This window comes from Spirosoma endophyticum (genome assembly GCF_900112365.1).
Classification (GTDB): domain Bacteria; phylum Bacteroidota; class Bacteroidia; order Cytophagales; family Spirosomataceae; genus Spirosoma; species Spirosoma endophyticum.
Genome location: NZ_FOLQ01000002.1, coordinates 682111 through 707070, shown reverse-complemented (window position 1 = coordinate 707070; position 24960 = coordinate 682111). Strand labels below are relative to the sequence as shown.

Here is a 24960-nt window from a genome sequence, read left to right as displayed (position 1 = left end):
AGATATAATTTTTGATCAGGGAAGCACCCTTAAACCATGAAAAACCAATATGTGATCGGTGTGGATTTCGGTAGCGACTCGGTCAGGGCGCTGGTCGTTGATGCCCAGACGGGACAAGCCGTTGGCACACACGTACACGAATACGCCCGATGGAAACAGGGCCTTTACTGCGATCCAGCTACCTCACAATTTCGCCAGCACCCCCTCGATTATCTCGAAGGGCTGGAAGCGACGATTATTGGTGCTTTAGCGCAAGCTCCCTCCGATGTTCGGCAGCAGGTGGTTGGCATTTCGATTGACACGACGGGTTCTACGCCCGGCCCGGTCGATGAAACTGGTTTACCACTGGCGCTACGTCCCGATTTTGCCGAGAATCCGAATGGGATGTTTATTCTCTGGAAAGATCACACGGCCAACGCCGAAGCGGAGGAAATCAACAAGCTGGCGCATCACTGGGATGTCGATTACACGAAATACGTAGGGGGAATTTATTCGTCGGAGTGGTTCTGGGCCAAGATGTTACGGACGCTACGTGTTGATGAAGCCGTTCGGGAACACGCCTTTTCGTGGGTTGAACACTGCGACTGGATTTCGGCAGTGCTCACGGGTAATACAAACCCGCTGACGTTACGTCGGTCGCGCTGTGCGGCTGGACATAAAGCCTTATGGCACAGCGAATTCGATGGCTTACCGTCCGATGAATTTCTGACAAAACTTGATCCATTGCTTGGTGGACTTCGTGATCGGCTCTTCACCGATACCTACACCGCCGATAAACCAATGGGTAATCTCTCAGCAGGATGGGCGGAGAAACTGGGGCTGTCTACCGACGTAGTGATCGGTGTGGGCGCCTTCGACGCGCACATGGGCGCCATCGGTGCTGAAATTGAGCCGTATGCTTTCGTTCGCATTATCGGTACGTCTACCTGCGACATTCTGATGGCGCCCAACGAAGAAATCGGGCATCGGCTCATCCGGGGAATTTGCGGTCAGGTAGACGGCTCTGTAGCGCCGGGGATGCTCGGACTGGAAGCGGGGCAATCGGCTTTTGGTGACGTTTACGCCTGGTTTTCCCGCCTGATCATCAATCCGGTACGTGAGCTATTGGGCGACGAAGCGGCCGATACGTTAAGCCGTCAGCTCATTCCGCATCTGTCGGCTCAGGCAGCGAAGCTACCCGTTACTGAAAATGACCTAATCGCCCTGGACTGGATCAACGGTCGCCGGACGCCCGATGCGAATCACACACTCAAGGCGGCTATTGCAGGGCTAAACTTAGGTACGGATTCAGCCAAAATATTCAAAGCATTAGTGGAGGCTACGGCCTTTGGTTCCCGCAGTATCGTGGACCGATTTATCGAGGAAGGTGTCCCAATCAAAAAAGTAATTGCGATTGGTGGGGTCGCAAAAAAATCGCCGTTCGTGATGCAAACCCTCGCCGACGTACTGAATAAGCCCATCCAGGTAGCCAGTGCTGATCAGGCGTGTGCGTTGGGTGCCGCTATGTGCGCGTCTGTAGCGGCTGGCGTTCACCCAACCATGGAAGCTGCCCAGAAAGCGATGGGCTCAGGCTTCGATGCCGAATATTACCCTCGTCCAGCGCAGGCATCGATCTACGAAACGCTCTACCAGAAGTACCTGTCACTGGGTGCTTTTATTGAAAATAAACAAGTTAACAGTTCCCAATTTGCAACGCAGCATGCTTGATCTGAAACAATTTGAAGTCTGGTTTATCACCGGTAGCCAACACCTGTACGGCGAAGAAACGCTAAAACAAGTCGACGCCCACTCGCTTATTATTGCCGAATTTCTGGGCAACGCTCCGCAGGTTCCGGTGCGGGTCGTTTTCAAACCCGTGGTGAAAACACCAGACGAAATTTACGCCATCTGTCAGGAAGCGAACGTAGCACCGAATTGCGTGGGCATCATCACCTGGATGCATACCTTCTCGCCCGCCAAAATGTGGATTCGGGGATTGACCGTACTGAAAAAACCGTTGCTTCACCTCCATACGCAATTCAACCGCGACATTCCCTGGGGCGACATTGACATGGACTTCATGAACCTCAATCAGTCGGCCCACGGCGACCGTGAATTTGGGTTTATGATGTCACGGATGCGTTTGAACCGCAAAGTGGTGGTTGGTTTCTGGCAGCAACCCGATGTTATTGCAAAAATTGCGTCCTGGACACGGGTGGCCGTAGCTGCCTATGAGTTAAAGACCATGAAAGTTGTGCGTTTTGGTGATAATATGCGGCAGGTGGCCGTAACCGATGGCGACAAAGTGGCCGCTGAAATGACGTTCGGCATGTCAGTAAACACGCACGGCATTGGCGATCTGGTGGCGGTCATCAATCAGGTGACGGACGCTGAGATCGATAACCTGGTAACCGAATACGCCGACAGCTATACACTGATAGCTTCTTTGTTAAAAGGCGGAGCGCAACATAGTTCGCTTCGGGATGCGGCTAAAATTGAAATTGGGCTACGGGCGTTTCTGAAAGATGGTAACTTCTCCGCCTACACTGATACGTTTGAAGATCTGCACGGCATGACGCAGTTACCCGGCATTCCATCGCAGCGCCTGATGGCCGATGGCTATGGCTTTGGTGGTGAAGGCGACTGGAAAACGTCGGCGATGGTACGGACTCTGAAAGTGATGGCGGCAGGTTTACCCGGCGGTAACTCATTTATGGAAGATTATACGTATCACTTTGATCCTGGTAATCCGCTGGTGCTGGGGTCGCACATGCTCGAAATCTGCCCATCCATTGCCGCTGGCAAACCAACCTGCGAAATTCATCCGTTAGGCATTGGCGGCAAAGCCGATCCGGTTCGGTTGGTGTTCAATGCACCCGCAGGACCAGCCATTAACGTATCGCTCATCGACATGGGAAATCGTTTCCGGCTGCTGGTCAACGAAGTAGAAGCCGTAGAAGTCCCCGAAGCGTTGCCCAAACTACCCGTAGCCCGTGCGATCTGGAAACCCCTTCCCGACATGCAAACGGGCTGTGCCGCCTGGATTCTGGCTGGCGGAGCGCACCATACTGTCTATAGCCAAAACCTGACGACAGAACACATGGAAGATTTCGCCGATATTTTCGGGGTTGAACTGGTCGTCATTGACCAGGATACCAAATTGCGTCAACTGAAAAACGAACTACGCTGGAGCGAAGCGGCATACCGGTCTTATTGATGAATTGTACCGCCGGGTTAAGTAGTGGCTCTGTTGCTTTGACTTAATTTACCCCACCCCCGGCCCCTCCCCTGGAAAACAGGGGAGGGGCCGGGTAAAATGCTGCGACAAAAATATATTCCCAAACCTTTCCTATGAAAAAACAACTAACAACCCTTGCGTTTGCCTGCCTGACTCTCATTGCTTCGGCGCAGAACAAAGTGACGCTCAATGCCGATGAAGGAAAAACCGTCATCAGCCGCCACATATACGGTCACTTTGCCGAACACCTGGGCCGGTGCATCTACGAAGGGTTTTATGTGGGCGAAAACAACACAAAAATCCCGAACAAAAACGGGGTACGTCTGGATGTTGTCAATGCCCTGAAGAAACTCAAAATTCCGAATCTGCGCTGGCCGGGTGGTTGCTTTGCCGATACGTATCACTGGAAAGATGGAATCGGACCAAAAGCGAAACGGCCAAAAATCGTTAATACGTGGTGGGGCGGTGTTACGGAAGACAATAGCTTCGGTACACACGACTTCCTGAATATGTGCGAGTTATTAGGCACGGAACCGTATCTGGCGGGCAATGTCGGGAGTGGTACGGTGCAGGATCTGAGCGAGTGGGTGCAGTATGTCAACTTCGAGAAGAACAGCCCGATGTCGAACTTACGGCAGCAAAACGGTCGCGAGAAACCGTGGAATGTACGGTTCTGGGGCGTAGGGAACGAAGCCTGGGGGTGCGGTGGAAACATGAAACCCGATTACTACGCCAACATTTACCGGCAGTACAGTACGTTTATGAACTCACAAGTGGGCACTGAAAAGATTTTTCGGATTGCCTCAGGCGCCAGTGATGACGATTACAACTGGACCGAAACGCTCATGAAAAATATTCCGGTGAACATGCTCGAAGGGCTGGCGATGCACCATTATTCGGTGTTTAGCTGGGACGCTGGCAAAAAAGGATCGGCCACTAATTTCACCGAAAGCGAGTATGCCCGAACCCTGAAAGAAGCGTACAAGATGGATGAGCTGATTCAGAAACACTCGGCGGTCATGGACAAGTACGATCCACAGAAAAAGGTAGCCCTGATTGTAGACGAATGGGGTTCGTGGTACAACGTAGAGCCCGGCACAAATCCGGGGTTTCTGTACCAGCAAAACACCATGCGCGATGCCATGCTGGCCGGTATGACGCTCAACATTTTCCACAAACACGCCGAGCGGGTACGCATGGCCAATCTGGCGCAGGCGATCAACGTATTGCAGGCAGTTATTCTGACCGACAAGGAGAAATTACTGCTCACGCCAACGTACCATGTACTGGAGATGTATAATGTACACCAGGACGCTACGTTGATTCCTATTGATGTAAAATCCGACGATTATACCGTTGGTGATACAAAACTGCCTGCCATTTCGGTATCGGCCTCGCGCGACAAGGCGGGTAAAGTTCACATCTCTCTCGTGAATATCGACGCCAACAAACCGCAGGAAATTTCGGTGAATCTGAAAGGAATCAAAGCGTCGGGCATAACGGGTCGAATATTGGCATCGGCCAAAATGCAGGATCATAATACGTTTGATAATCCTAACAAAATCAAGCCTGTACCTTTTACCGGAGCCAAACTAAACGGCGATAACCTGACCGTTACGTTGCCGCCCGTGTCGGTGGTAGTTTTAGAACTTTAAGTAGTGAAAGGGCGAAAGAGTGCAAGAGTGTTTGCTACTATTTCCACTCTAGTCGCTCTTTCGCTCATTCACTCTTTCGCTCATTAACCATGTACACGACTTTAAAAGAAGAATGTTTCGAAGCGAATATGCAGCTTCCCAAACTGGGCTTAGTGCTATTTACGTTCGGTAATGTCAGCGCGGTTGATCGGGAACGCAGCGTTTTTGCCATCAAGCCCAGTGGTGTGCCTTACGAGAAACTAACCGTTGACGACATCGTGATCTGCGATTACGACGCTAAAATCGTTGAGGGAAAAATGCGGCCGTCGTCGGATACCAAAACCCACGCGTCACTGTATAAAACCTGGGATTCGATTGGCGGCATCGTGCACACGCACAGTACCTACGCAGTAGCCTGGGCTCAGGCTGGACTGGACATTCCTATCTTCGGAACCACCCACGCCGACCATACCCATCAGGATATACCCTGCGCACCCGCCCTCACCGACGATATGATTCAGGGTGATTATGAGTACGAAACGGGCAATCAGATTTTCAACGTCTTTGCCGAGAAAGGTTTGTCGTACAAAGAAATGGAAATGGTTCTTCTGCAAAATCACGGTCCGTTTACCTGGGGCAAAAATGCCGACAAAGCCGTTTATAACGCGGCCGTATTGGAAGAAGTGGCCCGCATGGCGTATCTGACGCTCCAGATCAACCCCAACACGCCCCGCATTAAAGACTCACTACGGCTGAAACACTACGAGCGCAAACACGGCGTAAACGCCTACTACGGTCAGGGTTGTTAAGTCAGTTTTTTGCTTAGCGCCGTGCCACAGTTAAGAACCATGGCACGGCGCTAAGCAAAAAACTGTAAGTATTAATGGGATACCATATCCTTTTCCTATACGTGTCTGCGTAGGTACGATCTTTACACGAAAACACGTTTACTTACTCACTCCTCCAAAACCCGCATTCGTTCATGAAATTATTCCCCCAATTACTATCTCTGGCTCTTCTAACGGGCACATTAACCATGAACTCCTGTTCCTCCAAGAAAGAAAAAGAAGCCAGCGAAGAAAAACCCGGCATCGAAAAAACGGCATACGGCAAACTGCCCGACGGCCAAACGGCAGACCTGTTCACGCTACGTAACGCAGCAGGCATGACCGCCCAGATCACCAACTACGGCGGCATTATTGTGTCGCTGACAGCGCCCGACAAGAATGGCAAATTTGAAGACGTTACGTTGGGTCAGGATTCACTGTCGAGCTATGTGAAGAACAACCCGTATTTCGGAGCGCTGATTGGCCGGTATGGTAACCGGATTGCCAAAGGAAAATTTACGCTGGACGGGAAAACCTATAACCTGTTCATCAATAACTTCGGCAATCACCTGCACGGTGGCAAAGTAGGTTTCGATAAGGTGCTCTGGACCGCTACGCCCGTTGACGGCGACGAGCCCGCACTTAAGCTCAAGTACACCTCGAAAGATGGCGAAGAAGGCTATCCCGGCAATCTGACGGTTGAAGTGACTTATACATTACAAAAAGACAACGCCCTGAAGATTGATTATCAGGCCACAACGGATAAGCCAACCGTCGTCAATCTGACGAATCACACGTACTTTAACCTAACAGGTGGCGCCAAACGCGACATCCTCGACCACGTCGTATCGCTCAACGCCGACAGGCTCATACCAGTTGACAAAACCCTGATTCCAACCGGCAAATTGCAGGACGTAGCGAATACACCTTTCGATTTCACGAATCCAACCGTTGTTGGCAAGCGTATCAACGACTCAACCGATACCCAGATTAAATACGGTGGTGGCTACGATCATGGCTGGGTATTAAACGGTCCTGCCGACTCGCTCAAACTGGCCGCTACGGTCTATGAACCCACCAGCGGTCGCCTGATGGAAGTTCGCACGACCGAACCCGCGATCCAGTTTTATACCGGCAATTTCCTGGATGGTACAGTAACAGGCCGCGAAGGTTTCCCGTACAAAAAACGGTACGCGCTCTGCCTGGAAACGGAACATTACCCCGATTCACCAAACCACCCGGCGTTTCCAACAACGACACTACGTCCTGGAGAAACCTACAAATCAACGACGATCTATCAGTTCTCGACCAAGAAAGAATAACGTATCTTAATCCCAAACGTAGCGGGGTGGCCGATTCCAGAATCGGCCACCCCGCTACGTTTGGAGGCAGTTTATTTACCAGCCGTAATCTTAGCCGTAAACTAGCCGTGCTTGCTTAGTGGAAAACCTTACCTTCACAGTCAAAGGGGAACGCCAGAACGGTGTCTTTTTTGTGGACATAAAACACAAGTTCATTCTTACGCTTAACTACGGTATCACCAATCGCAATATGCTCCGTGAATAAAGGGTACCAGCTACCCAGATCAGAATACGTATTTTGGGTACCATCCTTTGTATTTGTACCCGAAATACTAAACCAACGCCACCTGAAGTCTCGGGACGCTACTTTGATTGCACATTCTCTGGGTCGGTAGTTTTCAGCATCTCTTTCGCAACTATTCCCTCCGCATCCCGAATTCAAAGCGATAAGCGCAAAAGCCGCGAGAATTCGCTTCATCTTTCCTGTTGTGTAAGTGATGGTAAGAGACTAATTCATATAGCCATCTGCAATCATACAAAAATTAACCGTTGCTATATTCTTCTACCTCATTTTTGACTCCCTAAATACGAACAATACTCATTTCAGCCGGTAATTAATACCAATACTGCTCTGCCAACGGTTGTAATCGGGCGTCAGGTAAGACGTTGGTAGCCAACTCCTCTCGGCAATCGCTTCGATCGACCAGCGTTTTCCTAACCGGTAATGAACCCCTACTCCCGCGCTCGTCTGCCAGTTGTTGTTGGGTATATGGTTCAAAGACGCTTCTACGTCTGTTGGGTCCCATTTGTGGTAGTTGCTTTTTCCGTAAACAGCCCCCGCCTGAGCGAATACTGCAAACCGTTTGCCTCTCACAAAATAAAATCTGGTGGATACACCTCCGCCTACGTACGTCAGATCGTAAACCGAATTTGCCTTGAGGATACGTCCTTCAGCCGCGATAGACCAGCCATCCGTGAGAAAATACTGGATGCGTGGTGACAAATACCTGGTTGTTGGATAATTACCTCGATAGCCCTGTCCAACGTTTACGCCTACGTTGATATGCCCTTTCCCCAATAAATCCTGTTGTTTGTTGGTCAACGTTTGAGCGACTCCAGTCAGAGGTAATACCAGACCTGCTAGTAGTAAATACCGTATCATAGTAAACATCGTTTGTTTACTTACGAGATACGTAGTAGACTAATCCGGTTGTAAGCGATCAGATCTTTTAAGGTTTTTTAACCGTCTGGTAGCTGAATGATACCTCAAGAATAGATCAATAGACAGACGATTCAGGAATGTGTTCAGCTTTGGAAAAGGCGGTTTGATAGCCCGCCTTAATCTTTGGCAATTCAGCGTTTTTGCCTTGCAGACTGAGTGCTTTATGAAGACCCACTAAAGACCAGCCATTGCCCGGATGATGAGCCAAATCCTGACGGTACACGGCTTCGGCTTCATTTACCTTTTTCATTTTGAGCAGATAAGCGCCTAAAAACTGCCGGGCGGGTAAGGGCCAGTCACTCGGCTCCGTATAAATCAGTTGATCTTCAATGAGAATGGCCTTCTGAAGGCTTGCTACGGCCTGCTCATGCTTTTTCTCCGCAAAAAGTATGGATGCCTCCAGAATATGATCGGCAATACGGGCCACGGGCAGCGGGGCATTGAATGGAATACGTCGCTTTTCAAGAATGGGGTCCTTCAATCGTTCGGCAAGCAGTTGACGCTGTTGTTGGGCTTCCACCGTTTTCCCCGTACTGACAAGCGCCATGCCCCGTGAGAAATGATCCAGCAGCATGGCATAACCCCAGTCTTCAGATGGTTTGCCGGATGCTAAAACCTCATCCCATTTACCCAGTCTGACCAGCGTCAGCGAGGGCAGCATATACAGATATTGATCGTATGGATTCGTAGCGACCGGAGCTACGGATTTACGGCAGCGCAGGGCGTCTTTCAGTCCGGTTTGATACATGCCACCGGTCAGGGCGCAATACGTTTGCACCGCAAAATAATGGGGCGAATGTTTCACCAAACCAAGACTTGCTACCAGTGAATCATAGTGTACGAGGTTTTCATCCGCCTTATCGTTGACGACTACTCCTTGTTCGAAAAGCCCATTCCGCTGGTATTCATGGCTCGCCATGTGGACCATATGCCCTACGCCCGGCAGCTGTGTTTTGAGCTTGTCTGCATTGGACAGTGCCACTTCCGGATGACGGGACGCTTCGGTAAGATGGATCTGATAATGCAAAGCCGCCGGATGATTCGGGTATTGTTTCAGTACGTTCTCACTGAGGTCTGCTACCTCCTGAGTCCAGGCTTTCGGCGTACCATCGGGCGTCCAGAAATCCCAGGCATGTATCAACATGACCGCGTCCACATAAAGCATTTTTATGTCCGGATCATCAAATTCAGTGAGTAGCTGCTTAGTGGCCGTTGCATAATCCTGATTGAGTTTTTTCCGCTCCTTGTCCACTGGATCGGCCGAGTATCGGGTATTCATCACCTGAATCAGCCTTTTTTCTTTCGGACTGGCGGTAGCGACCAGGTCGTTCATTCGGGCGAGTACAGTACTCATACCCGGCGGAACCGTGTACAAATGAGCCGCATTATAAAATGGTCCGCCCGCCAATGCCTGCCCCCACCAGGCCATCGGGCAAGTTGGATCAAGGCGTGCCGCTTCCTTGAAAGAGGCCATCGCTTCCTTCATATGGTAGCTGTAATACATGGTCAGGCCCTGATCAAAATAAAACTGAGCACTATCGCTAGTCGTAGAAATCTTGTAGGAATGATTTCCCCAGCCCGGTAAGGGAATCATAAACTTCCCGTTTTCCATTAGATCAATACGACCATCCGACCCTGATCCGCAAAGAGGGATGCCATTATCCCGTTCCAGCAGTGGATTACGCGCTGAATTAAACCCGAGGAATACCGCCAAAACGGCAGCCATTGACATTAGGTAGAAAATTTTTCGACGCTTCATAGTAATCTGGTTTTGATCGCTCCGCACTATAGCCTGGCCACTCACCTATGTAAGATATAAACCAGGCCTGGGAAAGCAGCAAGATTTTTAGCAAGTGGACGGGCAATTATTTTAGTACATAGAAGACTATTGTATAGTCGAACGGAACAATTAACGTCCTCAAAGGTAAAATTCATTTCTGAAGGACGGAGAAACGATTTATAAACGTAACGGGGTGCCAGGTTTTGAAACCTGACACCCCGCTCATGCATGCTTAAAATAAGCTTATTGCCTCATTTTTTTGTCGTTAATACGATGGGGCCGTCTGGGTACTGAATATCAACGTTATCCTCTGCCGTTATAAAAATGTCGGTCGGTTCATCCGTTGCGGTTGCACTTAAACTAGCTTTAAGCAGCTTGGAACCGGGCATGATCTGACCTAACTTCTTGGTTCGAGTCTCACGGGATTCCATCCAGACTAAATAGGTTGTTTTAGCAGGCGTAAGTTTCTGAGGCTCAGCCAGGTTTATCACGCTTACATCAATGATGTAATTCTTGTTTTTATCCTTTTTCACTTTTACCTCTCCAGTCGCTGACGGAACGATAGTGGACGTAGTGAACGTCATTTTCGGCGTACATGAACTCACCGACAAGGTTATTAATAGTGCAATGGCTATAAAATTGATCGTTTTCATCTGTTCAAAAATTCAGTTAGTAACTAAACCGATGTAGTTGTAAAGATGTTTGACCGATGCTATGCGTGAGGAAACCTACTCACGAGTATCTTGACCGACATCAGCCTGACAAAAATGCAATTGCATTTACTTAAGGCTCAATGTCGACTGCTTGTACTTCGCTGTGCGGGCATCCTGAATGACGCCTTTCCAGTTCAGGCCAAAGCCAAAATCATACGTATTTCCATCAGCATCAACGTAGCATTTCATGTCGCGCGGTACGTCTTCCGCCTGAGTTTCTACGGTTTTCATATCGGCGGGAAACTGCATGGGCAGCAAGGCCGATGGTTCATGCACACCCGTCAGGATGTCCATAAGCGCCTGATCCTGTACGCCAAAATGCGCCAGCACTGCATTCGACTCTTTTTCAAATTCTGCCACAACCGTTGGATTTGAGACCTGCAGCGCTACAATTACCGGTTTGCCTTTCATCTGGGCAAACGTCTCTTTTACCATGTTTAAATCGCTGGTATTGATGGTTTTGGCCGTTTTTCCGCTGTACGTCCGGTTGGTGAATTTCTCCAGCGGATCACCACCGGCAATGCTTGGGTCACGAGTGCCCTGAGCGGTGTAGTCGCCGTATTGCAGACTGACGGGAACGTAGCCCGTGCCACCCGCTTTCGCATCGACAGTACTATAGCCGCCCCCCGAATCTGGGCTTCGTATGAATACCAGCGCGTAATCTGCTTCGGCAGGGTTATCCGTTACGGTGAAAAACTTCTTCACGATGCTCATATTGACGGGATATTCCAGTTTTTCGGGGATGTCCATGCCGAGGAAATTACGGCCCGCTGGCGTAAAACGTTTCGGAATATAAACCGTTTTCCCTTTCGTAAGGGGCAAGGCTTTCGCTTTGTTTTTTAGCATCACAACAGATTCCAGTTGCGCCTGATACCCTTGCTTCATGAACTCCGCCGTTCCCACCGATTTCTGCGACACCTGCGGATCCAGATACGGATTTTCAAACAGCCCAACCTGGAAGATGTTACGTAGCAAGCGCGTAGCCGACTGCTCAAACCGCGTCCGCATAAACGCTTCACCGCGCTCCTTGACGCCCATTTGATACGCGTCTGTCACGGGCTTGGATTCGTTGTTACCCCCGAACTGATCCACCCCATTCATTAGAATTTTGTAGTGCCGTTGCGCCACCGACAACTTTTCAACACCCCACGATTTGCCAGTCAGAAATACATCGACGGCGGTTTCGTCGGCGGTGATGAGCCAGTCCGTGCAGACGACACCATCGTACTTGTATTTGGTACGTAGCAAGTCATTGATAATGTACTTATTATAGCTGTTACCCACGTTTTCGTTGTATTTCTTGTCCTGATCGAAAGAAATCGTGTAGTAGGGCATAACGGCCGACGCCATGCCCGTTTTGCCTTTCAACTTGAACGCGCCGTTCAGGAACGGCAGAAAGTGCGTCTGAAAATTCTTCCCCGGATACACAGCGTATTTGCCGTAGCCATAGTGCGCATCGCGACCTCCTTCGCCCGAACCACCGCCCGGCCAGTGCTTCACCATCGCGTTCACGCTATGATAGCCCCAACCACCGGTTATTTCGTTCGCCCCGGTTGACGTTTGGAAACCGTCGATATAGGCGCGGGCCATGTCGGTAGCCAGTTTTGGATCTTCACCAAACGTACCACTAACGCGATTCCAGCGCGGATCAGTCGCCAGATCGACTTGCGGAGAAAGGGCCGTAGCGATGCCTAATGACCGATATTCTGTTGCGGCAATCTGTCCAAATCGCTGCACCAGATCGGGGTTGAACGTAGCGGCCAGACCCAACGAACCGGGCCACATGGAAATGGCTCCGCCCGCACCCGCGTTAAATTCGGCATCGGCGCGCGTGCCATGACGCGGGTCTGAACTGCTGTTGATGGGAATGCCGACGCCAAGTCCTTCGACCAGCGCCTGAGCCTTGTTGTTCCACTCGGCAGCCGCTTCGGGACTTTGCACCGACGTAATGAGTACGTGCCGCAGGTTGTCTTTATTCAGAAACTCCTTCTGCTGATCCGACAAATCGGAGACGTTGGCACCGCTCTGCGCGAAGATTTTCCCGCCATACGTACCGGCAAAGGGTCCACCTGCCGCGGCCGGAATGGGCTGGTGTTTGCTGTAGAGCATCAGCCCGGCAATCTGATCGACGGTCAGCTTTGACGCCAGATCTTTGGCCCGCACATCGGTGGGTAAACGCCAGTCTTCGTACTTATCTAATTTGCCGTTTTTGTTCAGATCTTTAAAGGCAAACCCTTTATCAGTCAGGAGCTTTACGCCCGACGCTGGCGAGTAACCCAACGCCTTGCCACCCTTGTTGGTGACCTTCGTCCAGGTTCCTACCCTGGCTTCGGTCCAGTTCTGGCCGAACGTAACGGATGCGGAGACTAAGCTCAGGACACCGATGTAGATGTTTCGTTTTCTCATAGTTATAGGTTTCATTAATAGCAAAAACTTACTTCCCCACTCCATAATAGTCCTCCCAGAAAGCTAGTTGCGGTTTCGTTGGCAACACTTTAGTTTGAATCGTTTTATCCAGAATAAGTACGTTCTCGGAAGCTGGTTTATAGGCTGGCCAGTTTGGCAATTTGGTACCATTAGGATTACCCGTTCGGACAAAATTTACCCAATACGATGACATGGTATCCGCTAGTTTATGATCAACGGGTTCCCACGGACGATTTAAGGTGTGCAGGTTATTGTAGGCATACGCCACTTCGCCAGAGTGAAATGCGCCAAACTGGCTCTCAGGCGTATTGGCCGGCAGCTTCCGATTGAAGTTGTAAACAAAGACGGGGGACTTCCCTGTTTTTGTCTGCATCTTCGCCCACGTATAATCCTGAATGCCAAACGATTCGTCCCTATTTATGTTTCCCTGCGATTGTGCGGCCTGCTCGTCTGTATCGGCTGGATAAATCGCCAGCAAGGCGTCAGCCTTATCCCCAAACCGTTTTTTCACCTGTTCACGAAACGCATCCGCTTTGGCGGGTTGACCCATCGTTTTATCATCTTCGTTCCACCCAACGATGAGTGATACGTCATTTTGCTTCCCTTTTTTATAGATGTCATAGATGCTTTCGGGCATTACGTAGCCATCTACAATGGGCGAACTTAAACCGCCCATTACCTTCTGTATATCATCGGCCGACTTCGACCGAAGATCAGCCAGCGAAGATGCATTCAGTGATTTAGCGAACGAGATACCCTGCTGTTCAGCAGTTTGCAAGACCAACTTAGGGCGATTAGGACTAGATACAAAGCTGCCACCACTCTCAGCAATAGCGCGTTGAAAAAGTCCTTTGGCCAGTGGTGACGCCGTCAGGAAATTAACTGCAAACGCACCCGCCGACTGACCGGCGATCGTTACGTTGGCGGGATCACCACCCATTGCCTCTACGTTGTTCTTAACCCATTTCAGCGCGGCAATCATGTCCAGAAGGGCATAATTCCCCGATGCATTATAGCCCGATTCCTGTGTAAGTTCGGGGTGAGCCAGAAAGCCAAAAACGCCCACCCGGTAGTTGATCGACACGAAAACAACGCCTTTTTTCGCCATTGCTTCACCGTCGTAAATCGGGCAGGCGCTTCCTCCGCTCCGAAAACCACCGCCGTAGATGTAGACCAGCACCGGTCGTTTTTCGGTAGGCGTTTTGGCACCCGTCCACACGTTCAGGTACAAACAATCTTCGCTGATGGGCTCCTCGGGAATCAGAAACTCCGACGACCAGTACATAAACGGGGCGGGTTTGGCCTGCATCGGACTCGGTCCAAAGGCCACACATTTCCGAACGTCAGCCCATTTAGCAACGGGTTGTGGCGCTTTCCAGCGCAGGTTACCCACGGGTGAAGCCGCAAACGGAATCCCTTTAAAAATCAGAATGTCGCCCGCTTTATTGGTCATTCCCTCAATCTGCCCATCCTCGATTTTGACAATTGTCGATTGCCCGAACGTAGTGAACGAGATAAACACTAATAGAAGAATAAGGTGCTTCATAGAAAATTAAGTCAGTAGTTTCAGTTCCGCCGTCCGCAAAACGACCGGGCCAATCAAGCCGGAGTCCAGCAGCGGAGAGTCTTTGTTATAATGCTTCCAGGTGGTGAACGTTACGCGTCCGTCAGCGGGTTTGGGCTTGCCTTCTTTGTACCAGGTTGGCAATTCGACAATAGCGCCGTTGCTTAGACTGGCAAATCCACCGGCTCCACCGCCGGGCGTATACTTATCCGGATCTGGCAAATATTCGTCACCAATCAGGCGGTTTGGCCACAGGTTCGTCACCCTGACTTCAAGTGTATTGGTGCCGGTTTTCACTACGTCGGTGATGTCAATCTGATAGGGTCGCTTCCAGAGCGTGCCGAGATCTTTTCCATTTACGGTCACACTGGCCAAAACTTCTACCCGGCCCAAATCGACAAATACGCGTTTCCCACTGGATTGAGCCGATACGGTAAATGTTTTGGTGTAGGTCGCCGTACCCGAAAAATGGGTTACGCCATCCTGCGTATGGGTGTTCAGCGGAATCAATTTAGGTAATGTGATACGTTCAGGAGCCCCCATATCCGGAGGAAAACTCACCTGCCAGTCACCGGTCAATTCCATTGGCTGATTAATCCTGGAAACGGTCAACGCGGTATCCCGACCCGTTTGGTCGCGCAACGCATACTGGCCATTCTGCCAGAAAAGCAACGCAGGTTTGCCATCTCTCGCCATTTCGACAACCGGCAACGTAGCAGTTGTCGGGCGTACCTGCGTGGCCAACTGCTGAATTCGATCATCGCTCAAAGCTTCAGTAAGCAGTTGGGGGTCGGTCATGTCGCCGTTATAAAAGGAAGCGCCATCGCTCAAATAAGCCTGTCCTAAACCCGGATGCACAATGCTCCCTCCGCTTTTTCCAGTCTGAATGAGTTTGCCATTCATATAAACCGACGGAACCCCTTCTTTATACACCAACGCTACGTGGCTCCATCCCGAAATAGGCGTCGTGGCACCCAGTTTGAAGACAGGTTTCCCGCTGGTACGTTCCCAGACCGCCACGCCGTTACGGCCAATGCATAGTCCGCAGACAGCATGACCGGCTCCATACAATTCAACACCCGAAGGCGGATAAATGGCGTAGTAGTCCGTCCAGGGTTCTTTTACGTGTTCCAAAAATCCATTGGGTGCCAGCATTACGTTAAGCTCCGGCTTGGCCCACAGACTGATGGTGAAATTATTCGTTACGTCCTTGTAGCCTTTTTGGGCTGGAATTGGGAAGGGTTTCGCGGTGAGCAAGGTCTCTTTGCCACGTACGACTGCCTGCCATCGCCTGGCCGGAGCCGGTGAGCGAAAGACAACGAACGCAGAACCAGCCGGTTCGAGTTGAATGGAAACCTGCGTTTGATTCGCCTGCGTATCGAAAATACGTAGCGGTGTTCGTTGGCCCGTATTGGCATCCCAGAGTTCAGGCTGCTTGCCATTCACCCGAAAGGTACAGACCAGTTCTTCGGCCGTTCGTCGCTGATTCGCCAGGAAGTAAACGTCGGCACTACCAATCTGCCGGTGGATATACGTAACGGGCGCATCGCCGGAACGGGACGTAATGACCACATCCGGCTTAATCGCCAACGTAGTGAGGATGATTTGAATCGGTTGTCCCCAGAAAACACGGCCTTTCCCGGATCGATTTTCGGTAACGGTTGTCCCGTTGATCGATCCCCAGATTTCGGTTGTAAGTTGCTGAAATTCCGTTTCGCCTGCCGCGCGACCGCGAAGCCCTAGTGACTTTGTCGGTTTGGCTCCCACCAACATCAGGCCATCCTTCACAAAATCGCGCAGTTTACGTAACAAGTCCAGACTGAGTGCTTTGTGATCCTGAAGCACCAGAATCCGGTAACTCATGCCGTCGGGCAGCGTGAGCTTTCCGTTGGAAATTTTAGCGCGTTTGACTAGCGTTTCGCCATTGATTAGGTCGTAATCGTATCCCTCACCCGAAGGTGCCGGGGTCAATTCCTCGGGCAACGCCTTCGTATATTCATTGCCTTCTTCACCCGTAAAGTACGCCAGATCAGCCACAAACAAACCCTGCTGCAATAGGCTTTGGCAGCGCGCCAGATAATCCAGCCACGCCCGTCCCTGATTCCACCAAGTTGTTGTGCGATCGAAATGAATGCCCCACGGCCCCATCGTCATGCCCGGCAGGGCGGTCGGATGCGGTTGGTGGGCGTATCGGTGAAAAATAATTTTGTTCAATCCCTGCGTGAACATCTTGTCGCCCGTTGCTTTCATGGCAAACGGATATTCCTGCCAACGCGACGATTCAGGTTCGCCGGTAAACGATTCAGCACCAACCACCTGCGGATTGTCGGGTGTGCCGCCCCCCGCCTTCTGTCCATTAATGTGCGCGATGGAAGCCGCCAGTTTGGTGGTTCGGCGCATGGTCCAGTTATTCTGAAACAGCGACGACAGGCCATTCCAGAATTCGCCCATGTTCACATCGACCCGCGCGCCAATCTGCATTTCCTCCATCGGTCCCCGGTCATACGGTTCCGCGTAGGCAACGATATTCTGCTGATGGCAGAGTTCGCGAAACCGACCGTAGTAATTATCGGCCATCAGATCGGACTGCACCCGACGGAAATCCCATAGGAATCGCTCCGTTGTATCCACATTGCCCACAATCCGGCCGGTCAGCGTTGGCAGGTACGCTATGAGTGAATAGCCCGAGCGTTTCTGAAATTCCTGTGGAAACTGCGCCGTCCAGTTCTGCATCCCGACTTCATAACTATCGATTAGCAAACCAACTTTCCCTTTTTTGGCCAGCGAACCCAGTGTCGGCAGCAAGTTCTCCATCATCTTTTTGAAATGAGAATCAATGGCCGACTGGCTGTATTTATCGCATTCCAGCCCGACGCCCGTATCAGGTGCCGAGCGGTTCAACTCGCCTTTTGGCGTGTAGCCGATTCGCAGGATGGTCCAGTTTCCGGCGGGTGCTTTCCAGGTCAGAACGCCATCGCTCCCCATCTGCCTGCTGATATCGACAATGGACTCCAGCCTGATAGCGGCTTGACCAGCAACCTCTTTCGATTCACTGACGCCCATAACGCCAAAGGCATTGTTCGTTTTTCTAAGCCAGTTGTCCAGCCGCGCCGTCCCCGAAAAACGAACCTGCGAATACTGCCGGGCACCGGGCGACGTAATGCGGAAGAACTTCGCTTTGGTCGCGGGAAATTCAATCAGACTCAGCGAATCGTCGGCAGCCCGCCCGGCACTGCCGGTGGCTACTTTCCGAAACTGGGTGCCATCATCCGACGCTTCGAGCGTGAGTGGCGGTCCACCCCCAAAGCCTCCCCCACCCGAAGGTGCGGCTCCCATCGGCTTGCTCAGGAAAGCAATGGAATGAGCTTCGTACGGCTGGGTGAATTCCAATTGTAGATACGTTGTTTTGCCGTCCGCAGCCGGTTGCACCGCTACGCCCTGCGAACCAGCCAGTTGCTCAACAGAAACCGCTTCGGCCGATCCGCTACCTGTCGCTTTGCTGACCAGCGTTTGCAGGGGCGCTTCGCCGGGAAGGGAGGGGAAAGCAATCACCGCTACGTCCCGATAATAGTCAAGTTTGGTCAGTGGTTTGGGTAACGTAACGGTTATGTCTTTACCACCCGCAACGAATGCTTCACTCCACGTTACCTGTTGCATGGCCATTTCCGGGGTAATCCACGGCCCACCACTCGACGACCAGCCGGGGCAATTGTGCATGGTAAATTCCAAGCCCAATCGTTCGGCTTCCTTGATCGTGTGTTGTTTCAGGCTGAGCCACTCCGGGCTCAAATACACAACCGGGCCTTTCGGAATTCCCGTTCCGGCGTCGAAATTCTGGAACCCACCGAGGCCAATTTGCTTCATGGCTTCCAGATCGCGGGTAATTCCATCGGCCGTTACGTTGCCATTCATCCAGTGCCACCAACACTGCGCCCGCGCTGACATGGGCGGATTCACGAACGCGTCTTCAAACGAGTCAGCCGCCCCAGATGCCAGGGCGGCTTGTTTTGACTTGACCTGAATGATTCCCGATGGCGTAATGACGGCCACTAAGCCAGCCGTAGCGCTATTTTTTAGAAAGGTGCGTCTTTTCATCAATTAAGGCGTTACAACACCATTTGCCTTTAGTATCTTATTGAAAAACAGGACGTGATAGGGCAGTGAATTTTCCCAATAATCCCAGGTATGACCACCGGGACGCTCGGTATAATCGTGCGGTGTTTTGTTATAAACCAGCCGTCGATGCAGTTCACGGTTGGGTTCGATTAAAAAATCATCGACGCCACAATCAATGATGATTTTCAGGTCATTCGTTTTCAGCTTATCAACCATATTCACCACGGAATTGGCCGCGTATAAATCGGGCGTGGCACCTACTGATCCCAGAATCCGCTCAAAAGGAGCAGCAATCTGCTTTTCAAAGTCTGGTGCTATTTTCCAGTTTTTCCGATCTAAATCAACGGCCCCGCTCATGCTGCCAGCCGCGCAATACAGGTCAGGATGGCGCGCTGACAGGTACAAAGCCCCATGCCCGCCCATGCTCAGTCCCGTAATCACGCGACCTTTCCGGTCTCGGATGGTTCGGTACGTATTGTCAATTTTCTCGATAACTTCTTTGGTGATATACGTCTCAAACTGGCTGTCTTTCTGAAACTTACTATCAATATAGCCGCCCAGCGGTTCGCCTTCCGGCGTCACGATGATCAGGTTGTATTGATCAGACAGATTTTGCAGCAGCATCTTGTCGGGCGTTTTGGAAATCCAGTCGCTGAATCGACCACTACCGCCGTGCAACAGATACAAAACAGGATAGGTCGTTTTTCCTTTGCTGTACGAATTGGGCGTAACAACGACCGCCTTCAGGTTTTTCTGCATTACCGCCGACGGAACGTCCAATGAGTCAACTTTGGCAGCTAATGAAACCGCAGATAAGATCAGTAGACCGGCCAATAAAGAGAAACGTATTGATTTCATAGAGTAGGTGATATATAGATCGGTTGCAGCCGTTAACTATTTAAAAAGCATGGGAACGTATTGGTTCAGGTACTGCCGCCAGTTGACCCAGGTATGCCCACCCGACGTTTCCTGGTATTGATACTTGATCTGATGTTTGTCGAGCAGCGCCAGCGTCTTTTTGTTGGCATCCATCACAAAATCATCCTTGCCAATACTCACCCAGAAGAGTTTTTTGTTTTTATTGAACGAAGGATCATTCAGGGCTTTGGCATATTTCGTCTCTGCCTCGTCAATTGTCGCTCCGAAGAAACCCGAACTGAAAACGCCGACGTAATCAAACAGTTCGGGGCGCGTTAACGAAACGTCCAGCGTCTGGAACCCACCCATCGACAGGCCAGCCAGTGCGCGGTTTTCGCGGTTCGGCAACACGCGGTACGTCTTCTCGACCGTCGGCATGATCTCTTTCAAAAACTCATCGGCAAAGAGCGACCGCATCCGGTTCATCATATTCGCATCGGGCATACCCGTTGACGGTGGCATGGGCATACTACCGTTGGGCATCACAACAACCATCGGCTTGGCCTTCCCGGCGGCAATCAGATTGTCCAGAATAAAGCCAGCCCGACCTACGGTATTCCAACCGGAATCATCATCGCCCGCACCATGCAGCAGATAAAATATGGGGTATTTGGTGTTGCCTTTTTCGTAGCCCGGTGGCGTGTAAACGTGCAACCGTCGTGCCATTCCCAACGTATTGGATTGATACCAGACTTCCCGCACTTCGCCATGAGGCACTGCTTTGTTGTCCTCAAATGCGGTTTCAGTACCTGGTACAGCCATTACGTTCTCAAGGCTACTGATTCCCTGTTTGATGGTCGGATTCTTGGGGTCCATTGTCCGAACACCATCGACCATTAGCGTGTAGGTGTAATAATCGGGCTTGAGTGGTGCTGTTACAACAGACCAAACGCCCTGATCATTTTTAGTAAGACTGAGTGGCTTACCACCCGCAATGAAATCCCCACCCACCATTACTTCACTGGCTTTGGGCGCATATATCTGAATCATTGCCCGTTTGTCGTCCAGCACTTTGGGCGATTTCAACGTATCGTTGGGTGTGGGTATCCGTTGTGGTGCCTGTGCCATAGTCAGCGACGCAGCCAGCGATGTACACAAAGCCAGTAGAAAGCCGCGTGTAGTGGTTGAGGTTTTCATACGATTAGAAAATGGTTTTAAGGGTTTGGTTCGATGGCAAGCCATTCATCAGAGAAATCTATTTGGTACGCCAGAGATTAGGCAGCAATTTGTAATAGAGCAAATGTCGCCAGGTGCCCCAGTCATGCGCCCCGTCGCCACCGACGTAGTAATCGTGCTTGATGTTGTGTTTTTGCAGGGCTTCGTGCAAGGCAACAGCCCGTTTGCCAATGGTCGCTACTTCGCCGGTCCCCTGCCCGACCAGCAGATAATCTACTTTCTGGTTGGCTGCCGGATCGTTCAGCAAAGCCGCACTGACGGTCTCGGTTTCCAGATCACCCGCGCTCAGGACACCAAACGAACTGAACAAATCCAGATTCTTAAGCCCCACTAACTGCGTGTGCCGCCCACCCATCGACAGGCCAGCCAACGCACGACCTTTCCGATCGGCCCGCGTACTGTAGGTTTTATCCATGAAGGGGATAATCTGCTTTTTCAGTTCGTCTTCAAAAAGCGGAAATGTCTTTTCGGTGTGCTTCGGATCAGTCCGGTGAACGACCTGATTGTTCGGCATCGCAATCAGCATCGGCACCATCTTCCCTTCGGCAATGAGGTTGTCAGCAATGAAATTTGCGCGACCGTCGAGACTCCAGCCAGAGGCAAGTTCACCACTGCCGCCAACCAGATACAGTACCGGATATTTCTTTTTAGTCGAATAACCGGGGGGCGTATAGACGTACATTTCCCGTTCGCCGTTCAATACGTCCGAATGGTAGATATGGCGGGTTACGGCACCGTGCGGCACGGGTTTGGCATCGTAATAAGCGGGGCCATCACCCTGAACCACTACGTTGCTATAGCCCGGCTGATCATTGAAACCCGTTAACGTATTGTTCGGATCGGGAACGGTTACGCCATCAATAATGAATTTATAAACGTAAATATCCGGCTTGACAGGCCCGACGGTCAGCGTCCAAAGGCTGTCGTTGTCTTTTCGAAACGGAATCGGATCTTTTTTTGCCAACGCCAGCAGAATAGGTCCGCCGGTCAGCAGGACCTGTTTAGCATCGGGCGCTTTCAGCCGAAACGTAATCGTATGATCGTCACGAACTTCGGGTGAGATAACACTGGCCCCGAACGGAACCAGATTCTGCGTGTTTTTCTGGGGATTCCAGTCCAGATTAACGTGCGCTTGCTGGGCTTCGGCCCAATGCATTCCGGCCAGAAAAAGTACGCTGAGCAGGAAGCTAATTCTCGTTGCAGTCATGAATTTACCTTTGCGTTAAAAGTACGCAAAGTTTCTAACCGTCAAAAGTACGTAACGGCATTTTTTGTAAATTTTAATGACTAACTAGCATAATTTGACTTTTTACAGGAGTAAGGAAGCGCTCAATATGAGGCATGGAACAACGTATGGGCTTTACTCTGTGGCACAATGTTTGTCGCTACATCCGTTACCTCAGGTAATTTTTCCGGGACAAACAAACGATATGACTCGTGGTTTAGTGGCAAAATCAATTATCAACTAAACCACATGTAACTATGCCACGAGGAGATAAATCAGCGTATACCGATAAGCAAAAACGGCAGGCTGAACACATTGAGGAAGGATACGAAGATCGGGGCGTGCCTACTGAAGAAGCCGAGCGCCGAGCCTGGGAAACCGTCAATAAAGAGTCGGGCGGTGGCAAAAAGAGCGGCTCGGGCCGGGGCCACGCCGAAAATAAGGAACCAGTTCAAAAAGGAGGTCGTAAAGGTGGGGCCGCTTCGGCGTCGCGTACACCGGAAGAACGATCAGCCTCGGCTAAGAAAGCAGCTGACACGCGCAAGAAAAATGCAGCGAGCGCTTACTAATCATACAGGTTACACCTTTAAAATAAAACGGGCGATACCTAAAGTGCCGCCCGTTTTACGTTAACAAATATGCGTTTACAAAATCAAGCCGCTACGTCGTAGCATGGCTTTGGGCGATGGTTCGCGCCCCCGGAACTTCTTGTAAAGTTCCATCGGTTTTTCGCTGCCACCTTTTTCCAGTACGTTCTTGCGGAAACTATCGGCAGCTGCCTTATTGTCCAGCCCACCTTTTTCCCTGAAGAATTCGAAGGCATCAGCGTCCAGCACTTCACTCCATTTGTAGCTGTAATAACCAGCCGAATAGCCACCCGCAAAAATGTGCGAGAAAGCGGGGCTAATGGCAATGCCCTCGACATGCGGGAATAAATTCGCCACCGAATCTACCCGACTCTCTACTTCCGTAATGGTTTCGCCGGTAGGTTTCTGACCGTGGTAGTACATGTCTACCAGGCCCAACCGTAGCTGTCGTAAGTTGGCCAGACCAGCCAGGAAGTTCTGACTGGCACGAATTTTCTCGATTAATTCATTGGGAATCACTTCGCCGGTCTGGTAGTGTTTAGCGAAAAGTTTTAGTGCTTCGGGATCGTAACACCAGTTTTCCATCACCTGTGACGGTAACTCAACGAAGTCACGGGGAACGCTCGTACCCGATAAACTTTCGTATTGACTATTGGCCAGCATCCCGTGCAACCCGTGGCCGAACTCATGAAACAACGTAGTGACTTCGTTGAAGGTCAGCAAAGATGGCTTGGTATCGGTCGGGCGAGTGAAGTTGCAGACGTTGACAATGTGCGGCCGGATATTCTCGCCATTTTCCACTTTTTGGCCCCGTACATCGTTCATCCAGGCACCACTACGTTTGCCCGGACGAGGGAAATAGTCGCCGTAAAATACCGCCAGAAACTTACCATCCTTGTCGAACACGTCGAAGGTTTTCACTTCCGGATTATAGACCGGAATATCGGTGCGTTCTGTGAAGGTGATGCCGTAGAGCTTGTTGGCTATCGTAAAGGCACCATTCAGTACGTTGTCGAGCTTGAAATAGGGCTTCAGCGTTTCGTCGTCGAGGTCGTATTTTTCTTTCTTCAGTTTCTCGGCGTAATAGCTGTTATCCCAGTTTTGCAGTTTGTCCTCTGCAAAACCGTGGGCTTTCGCGTAGGCTGTCAGTTCGGCCAGTTGGCGTTCGGCAGCCGGGCGGGCATACGTAACGAGTTCGTCCAGAAATCCCTGCACCTTATCTTTCGAGCCAGCCATACTCTCTTCCAGCACGAAATCGGCGTGGGTTTTGTAGCCCAGCAACTTGGCCCGTTCGTAGCGCAGGTTCACAATTTTCTGGATAATCGCCGAGTTGTCGTTTTTGTCGCCGTGAAAACTGCGTCCGTTGTAGGCCAGGTACAGTTTTTTGCGCAACTCCCGATTGTTGGCATACTGCATGAACGGCCCGTAGCTCGGCGCTTGTAAGGTAAACACATAGCCTTCCTTTCCTTTCTGGTTGGCGGTAGCTTTAGCGGCCTCAAGCACATAATCGGGCAGTCCGGTGAGTTCTTTCCCGTCCGTAACGACCAGCGCATATTCGTTGGTCTCGTTCAGTACGTTCTCCCCAAATTGAAGCGAAAGCTGCGCGAGTTCTTTGTCGATTGCCCGGAGCCGCTCTTTGCCTTTAGCATCCAGATTGGCGCCATTGCGGGTAAAATTTTTGTAGTTTTTTTCGAGCAGCATGGCGCTCTCGGGATCGAGATTCAGGCTGGCGCGCTGATCGTAAACCGCTTTCACGCGGGCAAACAGTTTCTCATTCAGCGTAATATCGTTACTAAACTCACTCAGCAACGGCGACGCTGTTTTTACAATTTTTTGAAGTTCGGGCGAGGTCTCGGCACTGTTCAGATTAAACAATACGGAAGTTACCTTACCCAACAGATCACCTGACCGTTCGAGGGCAACAATCGTATTGTCGAACGTCGGTTTGGCCGGATTATTAACGATGATCTCTACGTCTTTTCGACCTTCCGCCAAGCCCTCTTTGAGCGCTGGCAGGTAATCCTCCTGCTTAATTTTGTCGAAAGGCGCCGTCTGGTGAGGTGTCGTATACGGCGTTAAGAATGGATTCTGGGTCATTTTGAGTGCGGGTAGCGATGGCTGGGCAATAGCCGTTGTTGCGACTACCGCCAGCAAAACGCCTGTTTTCCTGATTTGTTTATGGGTTAACATACTGTCTTACAAAATGAGTTTCCTGGCAAATAATAAGACAAAGATAAGTTGATCAACGTAACG

17 protein-coding genes are annotated in these 24960 nt (G+C 50.9%); 6 read left to right on the top strand and 11 right to left on the bottom strand.

Annotation, left to right across the window (positions count from 1 at the left end):
* Positions 1-36: 36 nt before the first annotated feature.
* From BM202_RS07910 to BM202_RS07890, 5 genes are all read left to right on the top strand, one after another.
* The gene (locus tag BM202_RS07910; protein ID WP_093824692.1) at positions 37-1707 is read left to right on the top strand and encodes a ribulokinase; all 1671 of its coding nucleotides are present in this window, start codon (positions 37-39) and stop codon (positions 1705-1707) included.
* Positions 1700-3196, top strand: a complete 1497-nt coding sequence (gene araA, locus BM202_RS07905; protein ID WP_093824690.1) for an L-arabinose isomerase — start codon at positions 1700-1702, stop codon at positions 3194-3196. The genes BM202_RS07910 and araA overlap by 8 nt, the downstream gene beginning before the upstream one ends.
* A 134-nt stretch (positions 3197-3330) precedes the next feature.
* Positions 3331-4872 (top strand): alpha-N-arabinofuranosidase, encoded by a 1542-nt coding sequence (locus BM202_RS07900; RefSeq protein WP_093824689.1) that lies wholly within the window; start codon positions 3331-3333, stop codon positions 4870-4872.
* Between the two features lie 89 nt (positions 4873-4961).
* Positions 4962-5660 (top strand): L-ribulose-5-phosphate 4-epimerase, encoded by a 699-nt coding sequence (locus tag BM202_RS07895; RefSeq protein ID WP_093824687.1) that lies wholly within the window; start codon positions 4962-4964, stop codon positions 5658-5660.
* Between the two features lie 173 nt (positions 5661-5833).
* Complete coding sequence (locus BM202_RS07890; RefSeq protein ID WP_093824686.1) at positions 5834-7000, top strand: aldose epimerase family protein; 1167 nt, start codon at positions 5834-5836, stop codon at positions 6998-7000.
* A gap of 115 nt (positions 7001-7115) precedes the next feature.
* Here the strand turns inward: BM202_RS07890 and BM202_RS07885 are convergent, their stop codons facing one another.
* From BM202_RS07885 to BM202_RS07840, 10 genes are all read right to left on the bottom strand, one after another.
* Entirely contained in the window at positions 7116-7457 is a 342-nt protein-coding gene (locus BM202_RS07885; protein WP_093824684.1) for a hypothetical protein, read from the bottom strand.
* A gap of 120 nt (positions 7458-7577) precedes the next feature.
* Positions 7578-8141, bottom strand: coding sequence for a porin family protein (locus BM202_RS07880; RefSeq protein ID WP_093824682.1), 564 nt, complete (start codon positions 8139-8141; stop codon positions 7578-7580).
* A 115-nt stretch (positions 8142-8256) separates the two neighbouring features.
* Positions 8257-9960 (bottom strand): tetratricopeptide repeat protein, encoded by a 1704-nt coding sequence (locus tag BM202_RS07875; RefSeq protein ID WP_177236527.1) that lies wholly within the window; start codon positions 9958-9960, stop codon positions 8257-8259.
* A 272-nt stretch (positions 9961-10232) separates the two neighbouring features.
* A complete protein-coding gene (locus BM202_RS07870) occupies positions 10233-10634 on the bottom strand; it encodes a hypothetical protein (RefSeq protein ID WP_093824680.1) in 402 nt (133 codons plus the stop codon).
* A gap of 126 nt (positions 10635-10760) precedes the next feature.
* Positions 10761-13100, bottom strand: a complete 2340-nt coding sequence (locus tag BM202_RS07865; RefSeq protein WP_093824678.1) for a glycoside hydrolase family 3 protein — start codon at positions 13098-13100, stop codon at positions 10761-10763.
* A 28-nt stretch (positions 13101-13128) separates the two neighbouring features.
* Positions 13129-14667: a carboxylesterase/lipase family protein gene (locus tag BM202_RS07860; protein WP_093824676.1), complete on the bottom strand. Its 1539-nt coding sequence runs from the start codon at positions 14665-14667 to the stop codon at positions 13129-13131.
* A gap of 6 nt (positions 14668-14673) precedes the next feature.
* Entirely contained in the window at positions 14674-18780 is a 4107-nt protein-coding gene (locus BM202_RS07855; protein WP_093824674.1) for a glycosyl hydrolase, read from the bottom strand.
* 3 nt (positions 18781-18783) lie between these two features.
* Positions 18784-19659 (bottom strand): alpha/beta hydrolase, encoded by an 876-nt coding sequence (locus tag BM202_RS07850; protein ID WP_093824672.1) that lies wholly within the window; start codon positions 19657-19659, stop codon positions 18784-18786.
* 36 nt (positions 19660-19695) lie between these two features.
* Positions 19696-20856 (bottom strand): esterase, encoded by a 1161-nt coding sequence (locus BM202_RS07845; RefSeq protein WP_093824671.1) that lies wholly within the window; start codon positions 20854-20856, stop codon positions 19696-19698.
* Positions 20857-20914: 58 nt separating this feature from the next.
* Positions 20915-22102, bottom strand: a complete 1188-nt coding sequence (locus tag BM202_RS07840) for an esterase (RefSeq protein WP_093824669.1) — start codon at positions 22100-22102, stop codon at positions 20915-20917.
* A gap of 275 nt (positions 22103-22377) precedes the next feature.
* Between BM202_RS07840 and BM202_RS07835 the strand changes: the two genes are divergently transcribed.
* A complete protein-coding gene (locus BM202_RS07835) occupies positions 22378-22689 on the top strand; it encodes a plasmid stabilization protein (protein ID WP_093824667.1) in 312 nt (103 codons plus the stop codon).
* A 75-nt stretch (positions 22690-22764) separates the two neighbouring features.
* Here BM202_RS07835 and BM202_RS07830 read toward each other — a convergent pair whose 3' ends face one another.
* Positions 22765-24804 carry a M3 family metallopeptidase gene (locus tag BM202_RS07830; protein ID WP_245776596.1) on the bottom strand — a complete coding sequence of 680 codons (2040 nt, stop codon included), beginning with the start codon at positions 24802-24804 and terminating at the stop codon, positions 22765-22767.
* Between the last annotated feature and the right edge of the window lie 156 nt (positions 24805-24960).